Below are 15,940 nucleotides of genomic sequence, written 5' to 3'. Positions count from 1 at the left end.
GAGATTGAGGGCGCAGCATCGCCCCTTGTGGAGGGCGGTTTAGCTTTGAGGTAAACCTTACCTCTATGTTCTGGGGTGCTGAACCGGTATCCTAGTGTGGAGCCCGGCGGCCGGTACACAGCACACACGCGTACCGACCGCCGGGCCTTTTCACGCGAAATATGACGAAATATATGTCTAAAATGTCGAAATATAACGCCGTTTTTCGGTCATAAAAAGTCACTCGGTCACAGAAAAGAAAAAACTAGTCAGTACCCCAAAAGAGCCCTAAGCTAGCAGTGTATTTATCCCCGCATTCAATGCCCAACCTTAGCCGAGGACAGCATGACCGGATTCACGACGAAGGCAATTCACACCACGGACCGCGACAACCCGTACGGCTCCATCCTGCCTCCGATCTACACGACCACCACCTACGCCCAGCCCTGTGACGGCACCGAAGGCCCCTACGACTACCAGCGCGGCGGCAACCCCACCCGCGCGGCCCTCGAAACCACGCTCGCAACCCTCGAAGGCGCCAAGCACGCCTTCGCCTACCCCTCTGGAATGGGCGCCACCGCTGCCGCCCTCGGCATCCTCAAGGAAGGCGAAACCCTGCTGCTGGGCATGCCCTCCTACGGCGGCACCTACCGCTTCGCAACCATTGAGCTGCCCGCCCGCGGCGTCAAGACCCGCTTCATCGGCGACTTCACGGCCCTCACCGACGAGGACTTCGCAGATAATGTGACCATGGTTTTCCTGGAAAGCCCCTCCAACCCGCTGCTGCGCGTGAGCGACATCGCCGCCATCGCCGAAATCGCGCACCGCAACGGCGCAATCGTGGTTGTCGACAATACCTTTATGACTCCGCTACTGCAGAAGCCCCTCGACCTGGGCGCAGACATCAGCGTGCAGTCCGCCACCAAGTACCTGGGCGGCCACGCCGACCTACTCGGAGGCGTCGCCGCAACCAACGATGACGCGCTCGCCGAGCGCCTCTGGCACCTGCAGATGATTACCGGCGCAATGCTTTCGCCCACTGACTCCTACCGCCTGCTGCAGGAGGTCAAGACCCTCAAGCTGCGCCTGACCCAGCAACAGAAGAACACCATCGAGGTCATCAACTACCTGGAGGCGCACCCCGCCGTGAAGCGCGTGCTCTACGCGGGTTCGCACAGCGAGTATGAGGCGCAGGTGCACGCCCGCCAGGCGAACGGCCTGGGCGCGCTCATCTCCATGGAGCTGGTGGACGGCGCAGACCTGCCCGCCTTCCTCGAAGCCCTGAAGATTTTCACCCACGCGGTGAGCCTGGGCGGTATCGAGTCGCTGGTGGTTCGTCCCGCGCTCATGGTGCAGGCCGCCTACACGCAGGCGCACCGCGACGAATACGGCGTGAGCGACAACCTCATCCGCCTGGCCATCGGCATCGAGGAGATTGAGGACATTATCGAGGATTTGGAGCGCGGCCTGACCGCAGCCCTGGCGCATCAGGCATAGTCCCTGAACATGAGGCACCGCACGACCGTATCGCGTGATTCGAGGTGCCCCAAATACGCGGTGTAATGTCACCCATAATAATTACTCAAAATACCCGGATTAACGTATTTCTTTCAATGTAAAAGAATGTTTTTGATTCGGGTATTTTGTGCACCCTCACTGCATTTTTATATGACGTTGCGTGAACATATTAACCCCCGTGACGCGGGGTTAGAACGGCATAAAAAATGCGGGTAGGGTAAATCTCGGATACACGACGAATACCAGCTACGCCACCCTTCGGGGTAGCCCGAACGGAAGAGAACCACCATGAGCCAGCAGAACCAGCTCGAACCGACCGGTTTTACCACCCGCACAATTCACGCTGTGCACGATGCCCGCTACGATGCCTCCGTGCCGCCGGTTTACCTGGCTAGCACCTTCGGTACCGCCGGTGAGGACACCACCTACATGTACCAGCGCGGCGCCAACCCCACACGTGACGACCTGCAGGCGACCCTCGCCGCGCTCGAAGGTGCCGCGCACGCTTACGCGTACCCTTCCGGTATGGCCGCTACCGCCGCAGCCCTCGGCGTTCTGGAGGCGGGCGATACCCTGCTGCTGGGCATGCCCTCCTACGGCGGAACCTACCGTTTTGCTACGACTGAGCTGCCCAAGCGCGCCGTGAAGACCCGCTTCATCAGTGATTTTTCGGTTCTCTCCGATGATGACTTCACCCCCGATGTGAAGGCCGTCTTCTTGGAGACCCCCACGAACCCCACCCTGCAGGTCACCGACATTGCCGCTATTGCGGAGCTGGCGCACCGCCACGGAGCCCTGCTGATCGTGGACAACACCTTCATGACCCCCTACCTGCAGCGTCCCCTGGAGCTTGGCGCGGACATCACCGTGCAATCTGCCACTAAGTTCCTTGCCGGTCACGCGGATCTACTCGCCGGTGTGGCCGCCACGAACGATTCCGATCTTGCGGTTCAGCTGCACCGCGGCCAGCTTGTCAGCGGAGCCCTACTGCCCCCGATTGACTCCTACCGTCTGCTGCAGGATGTGAAAACCCTGGCTCTGCGCCTGGAACGCCAGCAGCAGAACGCCCGCGAGCTCATCGATTTTCTATCCGCCCGCCCCGAGGTTGAGCAGATTTTCTACCCCGGTAGCTCTTCCGAGGAGCAGGCCGAGATTCAGTCACGCCAAGCCCGCGGTATTGGTTCCGTATTCTCGCTGCTACTTGCGGAGGGAGGGGATGCACAGGCCTTCGCCCGCGCCCTGCCCATTTTCGTTAACGCCGTGAGCCTGGGCGGTATCGAATCGCTCGTGAGCCTGCCCGCGCACACCACGCACGGGGCTTACGCACAGGAGCATCGCGATGAGTTCGGCGTGGATGACCGCCTCGTGCGCCTGGCAATCGGCATTGAGGATGTCCAGGACCTCACCGCGGCCCTGGAGATTGGTCTGAAGGCCGCCTTCGCCGGCTAGGTTCGTGCCGCCGGTTCATACCGATGGCGAACGTCGCCGGTCCATACCGCAGATTTCAACTTTCACACCACGCATCAACGTAGATTAAGGAACCAAGAATGACCGTTCTCAACACCTCCGCCGTGCTGAACCGACGCTCCCTGCTACTGGGCGCGGCCCTCGCCGGAACCACCGGCCTGCTCGCCGCCTGCTCCGGCGGTAACGGCTCCAGCGCAGGCTCCGCACAGAGCTCCTCCAACCTGCTGGAGTCCATCAAGTCCGCAGGCAAAATCCGCATCGGCGTGGAGGGTACCTACCGCCCCTACACCTACCACGACGCCTCCGGTAAGCTCGCCGGTTTTGAGTACGACATCGCCGAGACCCTCGCCAAGGACCTGGGCGTGACCGCCGAGTACATCGAAACCCCCTGGGACTCGCTGATTGCCGGCGTGGACGCGGGCCGCTACGACATCGTGCTCAACAACGTGGCACCCACCGAGGAACGTAAGAAGAAGTACGATTTCTCCGTGCCCTACGCGCACTCCCGTGCCCGCGTGGGCGTGAAGAAGGACTCGAGCCTAAAGAACGCCTCCGAAATCTCCGGCCATAGCGCCGCCCAGAGCGCCACCAGCAACTACCGCAAGCTCGTGGAGGAACGCGGCGCCACCATCATCGAAGTCACCGGCTTCGACGAGGCCATCGAGCAGGTGCTCACCGGCCGCGCCGAGCTGACCGCCAACGACTCCGTGTCCTTCGCCGAGTACTTCAAGGAGCACCCGGACGCCAACCTGCGCCTGCTGGAGGGTGAGGTCGGCCCCGGCACCAACGTCGCCGTTCTGCTGCCCAAGAACCAGACCGCGCTTAAGGATGCGATTGACGCCTCCATCAAGAAGCACCTGGGCAACGGCGACTTCAAAGCAATTTTCGAGAAGCATATGAGCGAGGACTTGAGCCCCACCTCCTAAGCTTTCGTGAAAGGCTCGGAAGGGGCCCGGAAAGGGCTCACCCGCCAGGACTTCTGAAATTGCGTCGTGGTTGATGTCTCCGTGGCTTATCCTGCACCGATGAGAGAATATGACGGAATGTTACGTTGAATTCTTTCCCGTCAGGAATAGCTGTAGGATAGCCAGCGTTGCACCCGCAGAGAGGGGCACACCGCATGATGCCCCCGGGTTACCTCAGGGTGACAACCCGCAACTAGAAGAGCATCGACCAGCACACGAAAGAAGAACAACATGTCCGCAATGATTAACCGTCGCACCGTCCTCGCAGGCACCGCCTTCACCGGCCTGGCTGCACTGCTCGCAGCGTGCGGCTCGTCCAGCAGCAGCACCGCATCCAGCACCAACAAGCTGGAGGCTATCAAGTCTGCCGGCAAGATCCGTGTGGGCCTGGAGGGCACCTACCGCCCCTTCTCCTTCCACGACTCGAACGGCACCCTGGTCGGTTTCGAGAAGGAAATCGCCGACCTGGTCGCTAAGGACCTGGGTGTCACCGCAGAATTTGTTGAGACCCCCTGGGATTCGCTGATTGCCGGTGTGGACGCTGACCGCTACGACATCGTCATCAACAACGTGTCTGCAACCGACGAGCGTAAGCAGAAGTACGACTTCTCCGTACCCTACCTGTACTCCGAGCCGAAGGTTGCCGTGAAGAAGGATTCTTCCCTGCAGAACGTGAGCGAGATTTCCGGCCACTCTTCGGCGCAGTCTGAGACTTCGAACTTCCGCAAGATGGTGGAGGCGAAGGGCGCCTCGATCGTGGTTGTTTCCGGTTTTGATGAGGCTATCGAGCAGGTCCTCTCGGGTCGTGCAGAGATGACCGCGAACGACTCCGTATCCTTCGCTGAGTACTTCAAGGAGCACCCGGACGCTAACCTGCGCCTGCTCTCCGGTGACCTGGGCACCGGCAGCAACTCCTCCATCCTGATGGCTAAGGGCCAGGACGCCCTGCGTAACGCTATCGACGAGTCGCTGAAGAAGCACCTGCAGAACGGTGACATCAAGGCGATTTACGAGAAGTACGTGGGCGAAGACCTCTCACCGAAGAACTAATACTTTCTAAAGGAGCTGAGTTCCGTTCATGGAACGCTACCTGAATCTTTGGGCTGAGTCCCTACCTCAGCTGCTGGGCTCGACCCTGACAGTGACTATTCCGCTGTCGCTGATTTCTTTCGCGGTGGCACTGCTGGTGGGCATTGTCTCTGCTGGCGCGCGCACGAGCCGCTTCGCGCCGGTGAACTGGCTGGCGTGGGTGTACATTTGGGTTTTCCGTGGCACCCCGCTGCTGGTTCAGCTGTTCATCGTCTTCTACGGCCTGCCGAAGGTCGGTATCGCCCTGGACGTGTGGAGTGCCGCGATCATCACGATGAGCCTGCACACGGGCGCGTACGTGGCGGAAACGTTCCGTTCCGCGGTGGCGGCTATTCCGCGTGGCCAGTTTGAGGCGGCGGCAACCCTGAATTTCACCCGCATGCAGACCCTGCGCCACGTGGTCATTCCGCAGGCGGTGCGTATTGCTCTGCCGAACCTGGGCAACAACTTTATTGACCTGATTAAGGGCACCTCGCTGGTGTCGGTCATTTCGATGGTTGACCTGTTCCAGACCGGTAAGCAGATTGCGTCGCGTACCTTTGAGCCGCTGGCAATGTACTCCGAGGTCGCCATCATTTACCTGGTGATTTTCACTCTGCTGACCGCCGCGCAGTCGGCGCTGGAGAAGTACAGCAACCGTTACGTGAGGAGCAACAATGCTTAGCGTTGATTCCCTGTCGAAGAGCTTCGGTGAGACGCAGGTGCTCAAGAACATTAGCCTGGACATCCCTGACGGTGAGACCACGGTGATTCTGGGCCCCTCCGGTAGCGGTAAGTCCACTCTGTTGCGCTGCCTGAACCTGCTGGAAACCCCGCAGTCCGGCACGCTCACCATTGACGACGCGCAGGTGGATTACAGCCAGAAGCTCACCGACGCGCAGGTGCGTGATATTCGCTCCCGCTCGGCGATGGTGTTCCAGCAGTTCAACCTGTTCCCGAACTACACGGCGTTGAAGAACGTGGCGCTCGCCCCGACTCTCAACGGCACCCTGAACGCTCAGCAGGCGCAGGAGCGTGCCCGCGAGCTGCTGGCGAAGGTGGGTCTTGCCGACAAGGTGGATTCCTACCCGGACGCTCTCTCTGGTGGCCAGCAGCAGCGTGTGGCGATTGCCCGCGCCCTGGCGCTGGAACCGGCCTACCTGCTTTTTGATGAGCCGACGAGTGCGCTGGATCCTGAGCTGGAGGCGGAGGTGATTCGCGTGCTCATGCAGCTGGCGAAGGAGGGTCGCTCCCTGGTCATCGTGACGCACAATATGGCGTTTGCAAAGAAGGTTGCGGACCGTATTGTGTTCCTGGAGAACGGTACCCTGCGTTATAACGGTGAGCCGACCGGCTTCTTCGCCTCGAATGATGAGCGTATCCGTAAGTTCTTGACCGTGTACGACAGCACCGAGTACACGATTTAGGTATACTGCACATAGTAAATATGGGCTGGTTTCTGCCGGTCAGATAATCATCTGACAAGCGGAAACCAGCCCATATTCTATATTCAACATATATTGGTTTTTACTCTGAAAGCCCCTTAGAGCGGCGGTACTCCTCCAGCTGCTCAGTAGTAATCACCTCAAACTGCTCAGTGAGCGGAGCACCGGGTGCCCAACCCTCATTAGCGACGGTGCGGTCCTCCTGCTTACCAAAATTGAAGAGGCGCGGGCGAGGCACACGAAGCTCAGCCGGAGTGGTCGGCAGCTGCCAATTCTTTGCGTGGGAGAGCAGACCAAACACCAGGCACAGGAGAATCGACAGCGCCATCGCCAGGTTGGGGCGGTGGAACAAACCGGTTACCAGGGCAGTCTCAGAAGCACCCACAAACGCGACCGTTGCGTACAGGGAGTTGCCGCCAAAAATCGCCGGAATGCGGTTGACCATAATGTCACGGATAACACCGCCGCCGACCGCGGTGGTCACACCCAGCGCGATAGCGGGCAGCCAGTGCAGGCCCAAGTTCATGGATTTAATGGTGCCGGTAGCAGCCCAACATCCCATACCAATAAAGTCGATAACCAGCATGGTTCGGGTCGCCCAGCGGGCACTCAAATCGAGGCTGTACGCCAGAATTGACGAGCCGATAGCGCCCACCCAGTAGCCGCCGTCGGTGAGTGCCACCGGCAGCCCCGAGTTGAGCAGGATGTCACGGATCATGCCGCCGCCCATGCCGCAGGCGACCGCGAGTAGCAGGAAGCCCACGATGTCGAACCGGAAGGCGCGCGCCACGGCACCGCCGAGCAGGCCGTTAGCGACAACGGCGGCAATGTCGACGATGCGGAATACCTGATCCGGGTCAAAGAACTCGTGCATGGGCGTTCTCCTGCGTACGTGATGCATGTCTGGGTGGGTGCCGATAGGGAAGGCGCGCACGGTGGGCGGGTCGGGTGACGACGTTATCACCGCATCCGGCTCTGTCTGCCTGTGCGCGTACCTGAAATGGCACCGATTTATTGTAGACCCGCCGCCACCTCTGCTCCTAGTTGAAAGGTGCTCATGACGAGCTCTGAGACGCAACGGAGAAGCTTGTGGGCGCGCTAAAAGATGGGCGTAGAATGAGTGAATCTCCACCCCCAATGCTCTGTCATGATTGTTTTTGCGCTGGGTCCTTCCAGTACGGTAGCGGTATTATTTCATCGCTGTTGCTGGCGTTGAGCCCTGTGAACGCGGTGGAATCTATGGCGATCATGATGTTTGCCGGTGCGGCGCTGTCGGCGCTCATGGTGTGGCTACCCTCCCGTAAGCGGAGCGCTCGCTAAGCTGGGTCTAGACGAATATTAGAGGCGTGTGGCCCGGACTCGGTCCGGGCCGCATGTGTATGGTGCAAGAAGGAATGTAAGGTGAAAGGAGCCGCCGTGACGGTATCGCGTGACGAAGTTTTCGAAATCCTGCGGGGCGTGGTGCCCCGCCTGGAGGAGGCGCTTCCCGGCTGGTCGGTGCGCCCCAACATCACGGGTACCGGCGCGGCGGGGCTCTACCTGGGCGGCCCCGCAATCTACCGGGACGGCGAGCCCCTGGCCGGCGTGAACGCCGAAGGTGAGCCGGTCGTTCGGCACCTGTGCGGTACGATTCAGACCGCTGACCGCGGCCTACCGCAGGAGCTCGGGCAGGTGCGCTACCAGTATATCCTGGGCGTGAGCGTGGCGGAGCACGAGAGCGAGTATCCCGAACTGGCTGACCTGGTGAGCGTGGGGGAGCCAAGCTGGGTTCCTGCGCTGAGGGCCCTGGAGGCGCTGGTGGAGTCCGAGGGCCGCGAGACGCTGTTCGTCAGCCGCGGTGGGTACGTGCCGGGTCGTCGCGTCCTGGGTAAGCGCCGCGTGGCGCTGCGGCGCGAGTTCTTCCCCGGTAAGCCCTGGCTGGGTTTGGGCACGATTGACTGGTGCGCGGGCGTGCGCTCGACCCCGGTGTACGCCGAGGATTTGGCGGCTCTGGTGGCCGCGGCGACGCGCCTGGCGAACGGCTGGGACGCCGCCCTGCGAGCGGACTCATCGACCAGCTGAAACAAAAGCAGCTAAAACAAAGCGGCGCATCCGACCCGTGATGGGGTGGATGCGCCGCTTTGTTTCAAACTCTAACGCATACTTGAACGAGTCGAGCCGTATGAGATATTGCCTCATCGATAGCATGCAAGGGTGATGCATCCTGCGGCCTCTACGGGGGCGTAACCGTAGCATTTGTAGAGCGCAACGGCCTGTTCACTAGCGACGTCGGTAGTAATGAGTCGCTGTCGAATGTCTTCTCGGTCAAAGTCATCAATGACACGCTTTAGAAGCGCAGAGCCAACGCCCTGACGCTGGGCGTGCGGATGTACCAGAAGGTCCTGAATGTAGGCGATAGATTGTCCGTCCCCGACGGCGCGGACTAGCCCGATGAGCCGTCCCGTTCCTTGTGGTGTCACCTCTCGTGCTGTGTAGAGATACCGTGAGCCTTCCAGCATCGGGATGAGACGTTCGGGTGTTTTGGTATAGGCACTCCAGCCCACAGAATCGTAAAGCTCAGTAAGTTCTTCTACGCTGGGAAGAGGGCTGGTGGAGTCCAAAATACAGTACCGCATACAGGCATTGTATAGCGCCAAATCGAGGGAGCTAGGAAAGCCGTCCAACGCGTTTTTAGCTACTGCAGGGCATAATCTGTGCATAAAGGAAGCGGCGCATCCGACCCGTGATGGGGTGAATGCGCCGCTTCTGTGTGTGCTCTAATGCTGAGTGGGTTTAGCCCAGTGCCTCAGCCAGCTGAATACCCTGTGCTACGCCACCGAGGGTTGCAGCAATGCGGATCAGGTCGTTGACCTGCTCCTTGGTTGCGCCCTCTTCACGCAGGGTGTGCTCGTGAGCCTCAACGCAGTGGGAGCAGCCGTTGACTGCGGACACTGCCAGTGCGTACATCTCGAAGTCCAGCTTCTCAATGCCACCGTTCTTGCCGATGATCTGCATGCGCAGGTTTGCGCGCTGGTCATCGTATGCACCGTTCAGGAAGCCGCGGGTGCGGTAGAAGATGTTGTTCATGCCCATGATGGATGCAGCACCCAGAGCAGCCTCGTAAGCGGTGTCGCTCAGGTGCTCCTTAGCCTCTGCAGCAATCTCAACAACAACAGAGTCAACCTTGGTTGCTGCTGCGGTTGCGAGGATTGCGCCCCAGAGCTGCTGCTCGGTCAGGGAGGTGATGCGGGGCAGAGAGGACAGGTTGAGGTTCATGTCCTTCGCGTAGGAAGGCAGAGCCGAACGCAGGTTATCGATGCTCATGGATTACTTCATCTCCTTGAATGCGTCGATGGTTGCTGCACCCTTCTTCCAGTTGCATGCGCACAGCTCGTCGGACTGCAGTGCGTCCAGCTGGCGGAGCACCTCGTCGGTGTTACGGCCGACGGAGTCAGCGGTAATGGAGACCGACTGGATGGTGTTGTGGGGGTCGATGATGAAGGTTGCGCGGTCTGCAACGCCGTCCTTGTTCAGGATGCCCAGTGCGCTGGTCAGCTCACGCTTGAGGTCGGATGCCATGACGATGGGCAGGTCCACGAGCTCTTCGTGGGAGCGGCGCCATGCGTAGTGGGTGTACTCGTTGTCAACGGAAACACCGATAACCTGGCAGTCGCGTGCCTCGAACTCGTCAGCGAGCTTGCCGAATGCTGCAATCTCGGTGGGGCAGACGAAGGTGAAGTCCTTCGGCCAGAAGAAGACGACGCGCCAGGTGTCTTCGTCCAGACCCTCGGAGGAGACGGTGGTGAAGTAGTCTTCGGGCTTGGTTGCTTCGATGTCAGCCAGCTTACCGGGGACAACGCCGGTGAGCTCGTATGCGGGGAACTGGTCGCCGATGGTCAGAACTGCCATGGTGTTCTTCTTTCTGCTTTGTGCCGCGCGGATTCGTTGCGCGGCGCTTGTTCTAGTTGTGCCCACTGGGCGGGCTTGGTAACCATTCTATTATGAATAATTCATAATAATCAAGCGGTGTTGAATTAAAACCTGAAGGTTTAACTATGATTTGCATCACCGAATATTCCGGGGTGTTCAAAAAGCTATTCAACGTGCCAATTTCCCCGTGTAAATCTCCATGCGCAAATCCTCACCTACAAACCCCAGGGGTTAAGCTCGAATCATGACCCCCGAACACAGTGGCTTCATAGAACACAGCGAATATGCAGAGCCTAACCAGCCCGAACTCATTACCGAACGCCTCACCCTACGCCACCTGCGCGAGGCGGATATCCCCGACATCGTCGAATCCTGCCGCGACGAAGAAATCCTCCGATTCACCCGCATTCCCTTGAACTACACGCGCGCCGACGCCGAGGACTACCTGCTCACCACTGCCCGCCAGATTGCGGCCGGGCAGATTCAACGCTGGGCGATTGACGCCTCCGGCGTGTTTGCTGGGACCATTGAATTGCGCCTGACTGACGGCACCCCGGAAAGCCCTGGAACTCGCGCCGAACTGGGCTATTACGCCGCCCCGAAGGCGCGCGGAAAGGGTTACATGACCGAGGCGTTGCAAGCCGTCCTCGGCTACGCTTTCGACCCGCTCGGGCTGGGTCTTGAGACCGTCCGCTGGACCGCCCTGGCGGGTAACGAGGCATCCGAACGAGTGGCGGTTAAAGCGGGTTTCACCGGCATCTATGACGATATTGACCCGAACTCCGGCCGCCCCGACGAGAACGGTCACCCGGTGCAGCATCGGGTGCGCCGTGCCGATATGACCCGCGCGCAATTCGCGGCGCTCTGGGCTAACTAAACTGCGCTCTGGATGTAACGTGCACGGGGTTGAGCGGGAACCCGCAGCAACTACCTGATGCCGAAGCCGCGGAACGAGCCGCTCGGCTCCTCCCATTCGACGAGCACCTCATCCACGCGCCCGGCGGTGTCGTCACCGCGTAGCACATCCACCAGGCGAGCGCAGGAGGCGGCGGTACCTTCTGCAACGACTTTTACGCGCCCGTCGTCGAGGTTTTCGGCGTAGCCGGTCAGGCCCATGGGCTTGGCGGTTCCGGCGCACCACCAGCGGAAACCGACACCCTGCACTTTGCCGCTTACGAGAGCGACGAGGCGGATTTCGGCGGGTTCTGCCGGGGTGCGGTCGGTGAAGAAATCAAAGAAACCCATGGGTCCTCCCGGGGTCATCTCGTTGAGGGTGGTCTGGTGGGGGTGAGTGCCGGTGGTGGCGCTCTGACAGTTTCTATAGCTTCAGTCTAGAGGGTGCGGGGTGCCTGTTGCTTGGTTGCCGCGCGCACGTGCCGTGGAGAGTTGAATATGGGTAGAGCAACCGAAGCCACGCTCTGAAAAGGAGTAACATTAGGGGCATTCACTAAGCGGCAATGCTGACCACGCAGACATCTACCCGCATACAACCCATCCTATGGAGGATCATTGAGTTCACGCCCTAAAAAAGCGCCTCTTGTCGGTAACCCGGCGAAGACACCCTACAAGCCCTGGCCTGCTCTCTGGTCCCTGGTTGTTGGCTTCTTCATGATCCTGGTGGACGGCAATATTGTCACCATCGCCCTGCCGCACATGCTGCGGGATTTGGAGGCGTCCCTCTCGGAGGGCATGTGGGTGACGAGCGCCTACCTGCTGGCGTACGCTGTGCCGCTGCTCATTACCGGTCGTATGGGTGACCGCTTCGGTCAGAAGAACCTGTACATGATCGGTATGGGTATTTTTACGCTTGCTTCCCTGTGGTGTGGTCTGGCGGCGGATGTTGAGTCGCTCATCGCTGCTCGCGTGGTGCAGGGCCTGGGCGCATCGCTGATGACCCCGCAGACCATGTCTCTGATTACGCTGATGTTCCCGCCGAATGCGCGCGGTGTCGCCATGAGCATTTGGGGTGCGACCGCTGGTATTGCCGCGCTGGTCGGACCGATTCTGGGTGGCGTGCTGGTGGATGCCCTCAGCTGGGGCTGGATTTTCTTCATCAACATTCCGGTCGGCCTGATTGGTTTGTTCCTGGCGTGGCGTAATGTGCCAGTGTTCGAGCAGAAGAAGCACAGCTTCGACTGGTTGGGTGTGGTGCTTTCGGCGATTGGTCTGTTCCTGCTGGTTTTCGGCATCCAGGAAGGTGCCACCTACGATTGGGGCACCATCACTGATTCGTTCATGGGTACCGGTATTGCGGTGAGCGTGTGGGGTCTGATTATTGCCGGCATTATGGTGCTGGCGCTGTTCATTGGTTGGCAGGCGGTGAATCGCCGCGAGCCGCTGGTTCCGTTGAGCCTGTTCAGTGACCGTAACTTCTCCGTGTCGAATGTGGCTATCGCCGCTATGGGTGTGGTCGCTATCAGCATGGCGTTCCCGCTGACCCTGTACCTGCAGCAGGTGGAGGGCCTGAACCCGACCGAGGCGGCGCTGATGACTGCGCCGCTGGCTCTGTCCTCGGGTGCGTTGGCGCCGGTGGTGGGTGCGCGTCTGAACCGCTATGACCCCAAGTGGATTGCGGTGATTGGCTTTACGTTGATGGTTATTGGTTTTGCTCTGCTCCGCCCGACGATGGTTGCTGACGGCAACCTGTGGCTGATGGTTGGCCCGATGATTATTTTGGGTGCGGCGAACGCCTGCATTTGGGGTCCGCTGTCGGTGTCTGCGACCCGTAACCTGCCGCCTGAGCGTGCCGGTGCCGGTTCGGGCGTGTACAACGAGACCCGCCAGATGGCATCGGTACTCGGTTCGGCTGCGATCACCACGATTATGGCTTCTGCAATTACCTCGCACCTGTCCGCGTTGGGTCCGGCGGCGGCAGCGGGCGGTAGCTCTCACGGTGGTGCTGGAGGCGGCATGCTTCCGCAAATTCTGCGTGAACCCTACGCAGCGGCAATGGCGGATTCCATGATGCTGCCCCTGGTCGCTTCGGCTGTGGGTGCGGTCGTGTGCCTGTTCTACGCCTCCACGAAGACCTCGGAGAAGACCTCGGAGACGAAGGCCCCCGCGGCGAAGGCCGCCGCACAGAAGGCTGAGGTAGAGACCAGCAACTAGACGGCAGACCGGGTCGGGTGGGCGTCATATCGGTGCTTAAACCTGAGATATGGTGCAAATACCGGGACAAGCTATATGCACCCTGTGTATGATGAAGCAGGTCACAGTCGAACAGAAGGGAACCATGAACGGTTCCTTTGCCTCCACCGGAGGGTTCGGCAGTGACCCGCTGTCATTTAAATGCCGTGCTCACTTGCGGCACACCGGCTGCACACCGGAGACAGCGACACGCATGACCACCGCACCGCGTGGCTTGGCAACCGTTTGATACTTCTACTCAGCAGAGATGCACTGCACGCAACGTCAGATGGAGCAACCTAACGCGCGGTCAAGACACGAAGAGAGCTCCCATGTCCTTTCTAACCTCAACTCGCGTAGTGCGTACCGCGCTCGCTTCGGCGGCTCTGCTGGTGCTCGGTACTGTAGCCGCACCTGCCGCCAACGCATACAACCCCGATATTGACGGCGACGGCATCCCCAACACCTGGGAAATGAAGGGCTACGACGCTGACGGCGACGGCAAGGTAGACGTGGACTACCCCGGCATGGGCGCTAACCCGCTGAAGAAGGACATCTTCGTCGAGATGGACTACATGCCGGGCCTGCTCGCCAGCGAGGATGAGCTCGACCGCATCACCGAGTCCTTCGCGCAGCTTCCCGTGCGCAACCCCAACGGCACCACCGGCATTAACATTCACCTGGATGCCGGTAGCGCCCGCAGCGCCAAGTACAACCTCGGCGGCGGCAACGAGGTGGCGCACGAACAGCTCGACAACACCATGACCAAGTGGGCCGAAATCCGCTCCAAGAACATGGACCCCAACCGTGAAAGCGTCTTCCACTACATGATTTGGGGTGACGCCTACGACGAGTACGGTTCCTCCGGCCTGGGCTACGTGGGCGGCCGCGGCTTCGTCGTGACCGTCGGCCCGCGCTTCTGGGGCAAGTCTGCAACCTCTGACGTGCGCGTGGGCACCTTCATCCACGAGCTGGGCCACAACCTCGGCCTGGGCCACGGTGGCACCGATGACGTGAACGACAAGCCGAACTACCTGAGCGTCATGAACTACATGTATCAGATTTACGGTGTGCGCCGCGCCAGCGGTGAGCTGAAGTTCAGCTACTCGACCCGCGCCTACAAGACCCTGGACGAGAACAAGCTGGACGAGCGTGCCGGCTTTGGTCGCAACGCCTACGGCTGGCTGTACTTCCGTAAGCCCGCCTGGGAGGGTATCGACTTCAACGGCAACGGCAAGATTGATGACGAGCCGGTGTCGGTTGACCTGAACGGTGATGGTCAGCTGACCGAACTGACCGCCCCGAACGATATGGAGACCCTGAAGCTGCAGGCTGAGGGAACCGAGGCGCAGGGTGGCGTGTACCGTTCCGAGAAGCACCTCTCGGCTGAGATTGATCACAATGAAATGACTGCTGACCTGGCTCGTTCCAAGGGCATGGTTCCGGCGAAGGACTAGCCTCTAGCGGCTACCTGCGGTGACCGGTAGGCTAAGCCTTAAACACGGCGAGGGGCCCGGCATCCATAGCGGATGCCGGGCCCCTCAATGTTTATGTTTGTGCCTTTAGCGGCTCAGTACCTTAGCGGGTGATGGTCGCCGAAGCGCGCGTACCAGCCAGGTCCTGGAAGGTGTACTCGCCACCCTCGGTCAGTTGCATTGCGACGTTACCGCTGGTGATCTGAGCGGTGGTGGTCAGGGTGTAGCTGGAGGTCACCTCGGTGAAGTACACCGGAACCAGCGAAGCCAGCACCTGTGCGTAGCTCACGCCGTCCTTCGCGGTGGCTTCCAGGTAGTCAGAGGTGCGGATGTCCAGTACGCCGGTCCAGACGTTGTCCTCGATGGTCGGCTCGTAGAACTTCGCGGTGTATGCGATGCCGTTGAACGCAGCCACGGCGGGGTTGTTGGTCTTCGCGCCGCCCTCGCTCTTAGCGAGTGCCGGGATCTCAACGTCGTTATCGACGTCCCACAGCAGCGGGGCGGTGACGTCCTCGGCGGTGGGGAAGGTGAACTCGAAGGTCACCTGCAGGTGCGCCAGAGGGTACAGCCAGGTGCTGCCCTGGAACTCGCCCTTGGAGTTAATGGGCGCGGAAATCCACAGACCCGCACCACCGTACAGGCCTGCACCGACGCTACCACCGGGGGTGAAAGTGCCGCCGCCGGCGCTCAGCGGGGTGGTGGAGGTTGCGGTGATGTTGGGTACCTGCACGGTGTAGGAGTCCAGACCGTAGCGGGTATCAAAGTCGTTGGAGGGGTTCGAGTTGAACGCCTGGGTGAAGACACCGAACCTCAGGGTCGGGGTTTCCTGCGCATCGGTGGATGCCGCGTAGGCGGGTACTGCCGCTGCGGTTGCGATGACGGGGGTGCTCCACACAGCACCCTTGATGAGGGCGCGGCGGTTCAGACCGTTAGTGGTGTTCGAGGAAGAAGTCATGGGATCTCTCTTGTTGTGAAGAATGCGGTGATG

17 protein-coding genes are annotated in these 15,940 nt (G+C 60.4%); 11 read left to right on the top strand and 6 right to left on the bottom strand.

Features of this window, described 5'->3' with window-relative positions; all coding sequences use genetic code 11:
- Positions 1-324 precede the first annotated feature (324 nt).
- From ACP3RB_RS07505 to ACP3RB_RS07480, 6 genes are all read left to right on the top strand, one after another.
- Positions 325-1,476, top strand: a complete 1,152-nt coding sequence (locus tag ACP3RB_RS07505; protein WP_049346545.1) for a trans-sulfuration enzyme family protein — start codon at positions 325-327, stop codon at positions 1,474-1,476.
- A 309-nt stretch (positions 1,477-1,785) separates the two neighbouring features.
- Positions 1,786-2,946: a trans-sulfuration enzyme family protein gene (locus ACP3RB_RS07500; RefSeq protein WP_426698938.1), complete on the top strand. Its 1,161-nt coding sequence runs from the start codon at positions 1,786-1,788 to the stop codon at positions 2,944-2,946.
- Positions 2,947-3,044: 98 nt separating this feature from the next.
- A complete protein-coding gene (locus ACP3RB_RS07495) occupies positions 3,045-3,890 on the top strand; it encodes a transporter substrate-binding domain-containing protein (protein WP_426698937.1) in 846 nt (281 codons plus the stop codon).
- A 270-nt stretch (positions 3,891-4,160) separates the two neighbouring features.
- Entirely contained in the window at positions 4,161-4,979 is an 819-nt protein-coding gene (locus tag ACP3RB_RS07490) for a transporter substrate-binding domain-containing protein (protein WP_314644949.1), read from the top strand.
- A gap of 28 nt (positions 4,980-5,007) precedes the next feature.
- Positions 5,008-5,682 carry an amino acid ABC transporter permease gene (locus tag ACP3RB_RS07485; protein ID WP_426698936.1) on the top strand — a complete coding sequence of 225 codons (675 nt, stop codon included), beginning with the start codon at positions 5,008-5,010 and terminating at the stop codon, positions 5,680-5,682.
- Positions 5,675-6,424, top strand: a complete 750-nt coding sequence (locus ACP3RB_RS07480) for an amino acid ABC transporter ATP-binding protein (protein WP_426698935.1) — start codon at positions 5,675-5,677, stop codon at positions 6,422-6,424. Before ACP3RB_RS07485 ends, ACP3RB_RS07480 begins: the two co-directional genes overlap by 8 nt.
- A gap of 100 nt (positions 6,425-6,524) precedes the next feature.
- Here ACP3RB_RS07480 and ACP3RB_RS07475 read toward each other — a convergent pair whose 3' ends face one another.
- Positions 6,525-7,316 carry a trimeric intracellular cation channel family protein gene (locus ACP3RB_RS07475; RefSeq protein WP_426698934.1) on the bottom strand — a complete coding sequence of 264 codons (792 nt, stop codon included), beginning with the start codon at positions 7,314-7,316 and terminating at the stop codon, positions 6,525-6,527.
- A 242-nt stretch (positions 7,317-7,558) separates the two neighbouring features.
- On the opposite strand from ACP3RB_RS07475, the gene ACP3RB_RS07470 reads away from it, so the two are divergent.
- Positions 7,559-7,762: a hypothetical protein gene (locus ACP3RB_RS07470; RefSeq protein WP_426698933.1), complete on the top strand. Its 204-nt coding sequence runs from the start codon at positions 7,559-7,561 to the stop codon at positions 7,760-7,762.
- A 96-nt stretch (positions 7,763-7,858) separates the two neighbouring features.
- Positions 7,859-8,503: an L-alanine-DL-glutamate epimerase gene (locus ACP3RB_RS07465; RefSeq protein ID WP_426698932.1), complete on the top strand. Its 645-nt coding sequence runs from the start codon at positions 7,859-7,861 to the stop codon at positions 8,501-8,503.
- A gap of 113 nt (positions 8,504-8,616) precedes the next feature.
- Here the strand turns inward: ACP3RB_RS07465 and ACP3RB_RS07460 are convergent, their stop codons facing one another.
- The 3 genes from ACP3RB_RS07460 to ACP3RB_RS07450 form a co-directional block, all read right to left on the bottom strand.
- On the bottom strand, positions 8,617-8,940 hold the full coding sequence (locus ACP3RB_RS07460) for a GNAT family N-acetyltransferase (protein ID WP_426699573.1): 324 nt from the start codon (positions 8,938-8,940) through the stop codon (positions 8,617-8,619).
- A gap of 274 nt (positions 8,941-9,214) precedes the next feature.
- Positions 9,215-9,745, bottom strand: coding sequence for a carboxymuconolactone decarboxylase family protein (locus ACP3RB_RS07455; RefSeq protein WP_426698931.1), 531 nt, complete (start codon positions 9,743-9,745; stop codon positions 9,215-9,217).
- Positions 9,746-9,748: 3 nt separating this feature from the next.
- Positions 9,749-10,330 (bottom strand): peroxiredoxin, encoded by a 582-nt coding sequence (locus ACP3RB_RS07450; protein WP_049354428.1) that lies wholly within the window; start codon positions 10,328-10,330, stop codon positions 9,749-9,751.
- A gap of 265 nt (positions 10,331-10,595) precedes the next feature.
- Here ACP3RB_RS07450 and ACP3RB_RS07445 point away from each other — a divergent pair, with 265 nt between their 5' ends.
- A complete protein-coding gene (locus ACP3RB_RS07445) occupies positions 10,596-11,228 on the top strand; it encodes a GNAT family N-acetyltransferase (RefSeq protein WP_311452406.1) in 633 nt (210 codons plus the stop codon).
- 50 nt (positions 11,229-11,278) lie between these two features.
- Here the strand turns inward: ACP3RB_RS07445 and ACP3RB_RS07440 are convergent, their stop codons facing one another.
- Complete coding sequence (locus ACP3RB_RS07440; RefSeq protein ID WP_424827121.1) at positions 11,279-11,596, bottom strand: acylphosphatase; 318 nt, start codon at positions 11,594-11,596, stop codon at positions 11,279-11,281.
- 264 nt (positions 11,597-11,860) lie between these two features.
- On the opposite strand from ACP3RB_RS07440, the gene ACP3RB_RS07435 reads away from it, so the two are divergent.
- Both ACP3RB_RS07435 and ACP3RB_RS07430 read left to right on the top strand, forming a co-directional pair.
- Entirely contained in the window at positions 11,861-13,459 is a 1,599-nt protein-coding gene (locus ACP3RB_RS07435; RefSeq protein WP_426698930.1) for a DHA2 family efflux MFS transporter permease subunit, read from the top strand.
- A 350-nt stretch (positions 13,460-13,809) separates the two neighbouring features.
- Positions 13,810-14,934, top strand: coding sequence for a zinc-dependent metalloprotease family protein (locus tag ACP3RB_RS07430; protein WP_426698929.1), 1,125 nt, complete (start codon positions 13,810-13,812; stop codon positions 14,932-14,934).
- Between the two features lie 121 nt (positions 14,935-15,055).
- Here the strand turns inward: ACP3RB_RS07430 and ACP3RB_RS07425 are convergent, their stop codons facing one another.
- Complete coding sequence (locus tag ACP3RB_RS07425) at positions 15,056-15,907, bottom strand: transcriptional initiation protein Tat (protein WP_426698928.1); 852 nt, start codon at positions 15,905-15,907, stop codon at positions 15,056-15,058.
- Between the last annotated feature and the right edge of the window lie 33 nt (positions 15,908-15,940).

Origin of the sequence: Rothia mucilaginosa (genome assembly GCF_049990865.1) — a bacterium.
GTDB lineage: Bacteria > Actinomycetota > Actinomycetes > Actinomycetales > Micrococcaceae > Rothia > Rothia mucilaginosa_I.
This window is presented reverse-complemented; position numbering and strand designations above follow the sequence as displayed.

What these genes read in the sequence shown, in the direction of transcription:
- ACP3RB_RS07505 (WP_049346545.1), top strand. Translation starts at nt 325, where the DNA reads ATGACCGGATTCACGACGAAGGCAATTCACACCACGGACCGCGACAAC.
- ACP3RB_RS07500 (WP_426698938.1), top strand. Translation starts at nt 1,786, where the DNA reads ATGAGCCAGCAGAACCAGCTCGAACCGACCGGTTTTACCACCCGCACA.
- ACP3RB_RS07495 (WP_426698937.1), top strand. Translation starts at nt 3,045, where the DNA reads ATGACCGTTCTCAACACCTCCGCCGTGCTGAACCGACGCTCCCTGCTA.
- ACP3RB_RS07490 (WP_314644949.1), top strand. Translation starts at nt 4,161, where the DNA reads ATGTCCGCAATGATTAACCGTCGCACCGTCCTCGCAGGCACCGCCTTC.
- ACP3RB_RS07485 (WP_426698936.1), top strand. Translation starts at nt 5,008, where the DNA reads ATGGAACGCTACCTGAATCTTTGGGCTGAGTCCCTACCTCAGCTGCTG.
- ACP3RB_RS07480 (WP_426698935.1), top strand. Translation starts at nt 5,675, where the DNA reads ATGCTTAGCGTTGATTCCCTGTCGAAGAGCTTCGGTGAGACGCAGGTG.
- ACP3RB_RS07475 (WP_426698934.1), bottom strand. Translation starts at nt 7,316, where the DNA reads ATGCACGAGTTCTTTGACCCGGATCAGGTATTCCGCATCGTCGACATT.
- ACP3RB_RS07470 (WP_426698933.1), top strand. Translation starts at nt 7,559, where the DNA reads ATGAGTGAATCTCCACCCCCAATGCTCTGTCATGATTGTTTTTGCGCT.
- ACP3RB_RS07460 (WP_426699573.1), bottom strand. Translation starts at nt 8,940, where the DNA reads ATGCTGGAAGGCTCACGGTATCTCTACACAGCACGAGAGGTGACACCA.
- ACP3RB_RS07455 (WP_426698931.1), bottom strand. Translation starts at nt 9,745, where the DNA reads ATGAGCATCGATAACCTGCGTTCGGCTCTGCCTTCCTACGCGAAGGAC.
- ACP3RB_RS07450 (WP_049354428.1), bottom strand. Translation starts at nt 10,330, where the DNA reads ATGGCAGTTCTGACCATCGGCGACCAGTTCCCCGCATACGAGCTCACC.
- ACP3RB_RS07445 (WP_311452406.1), top strand. Translation starts at nt 10,596, where the DNA reads ATGACCCCCGAACACAGTGGCTTCATAGAACACAGCGAATATGCAGAG.
- ACP3RB_RS07440 (WP_424827121.1), bottom strand. Translation starts at nt 11,596, where the DNA reads ATGGGTTTCTTTGATTTCTTCACCGACCGCACCCCGGCAGAACCCGCC.
- ACP3RB_RS07430 (WP_426698929.1), top strand. Translation starts at nt 13,810, where the DNA reads ATGTCCTTTCTAACCTCAACTCGCGTAGTGCGTACCGCGCTCGCTTCG.
- ACP3RB_RS07425 (WP_426698928.1), bottom strand. Translation starts at nt 15,907, where the DNA reads ATGACTTCTTCCTCGAACACCACTAACGGTCTGAACCGCCGCGCCCTC.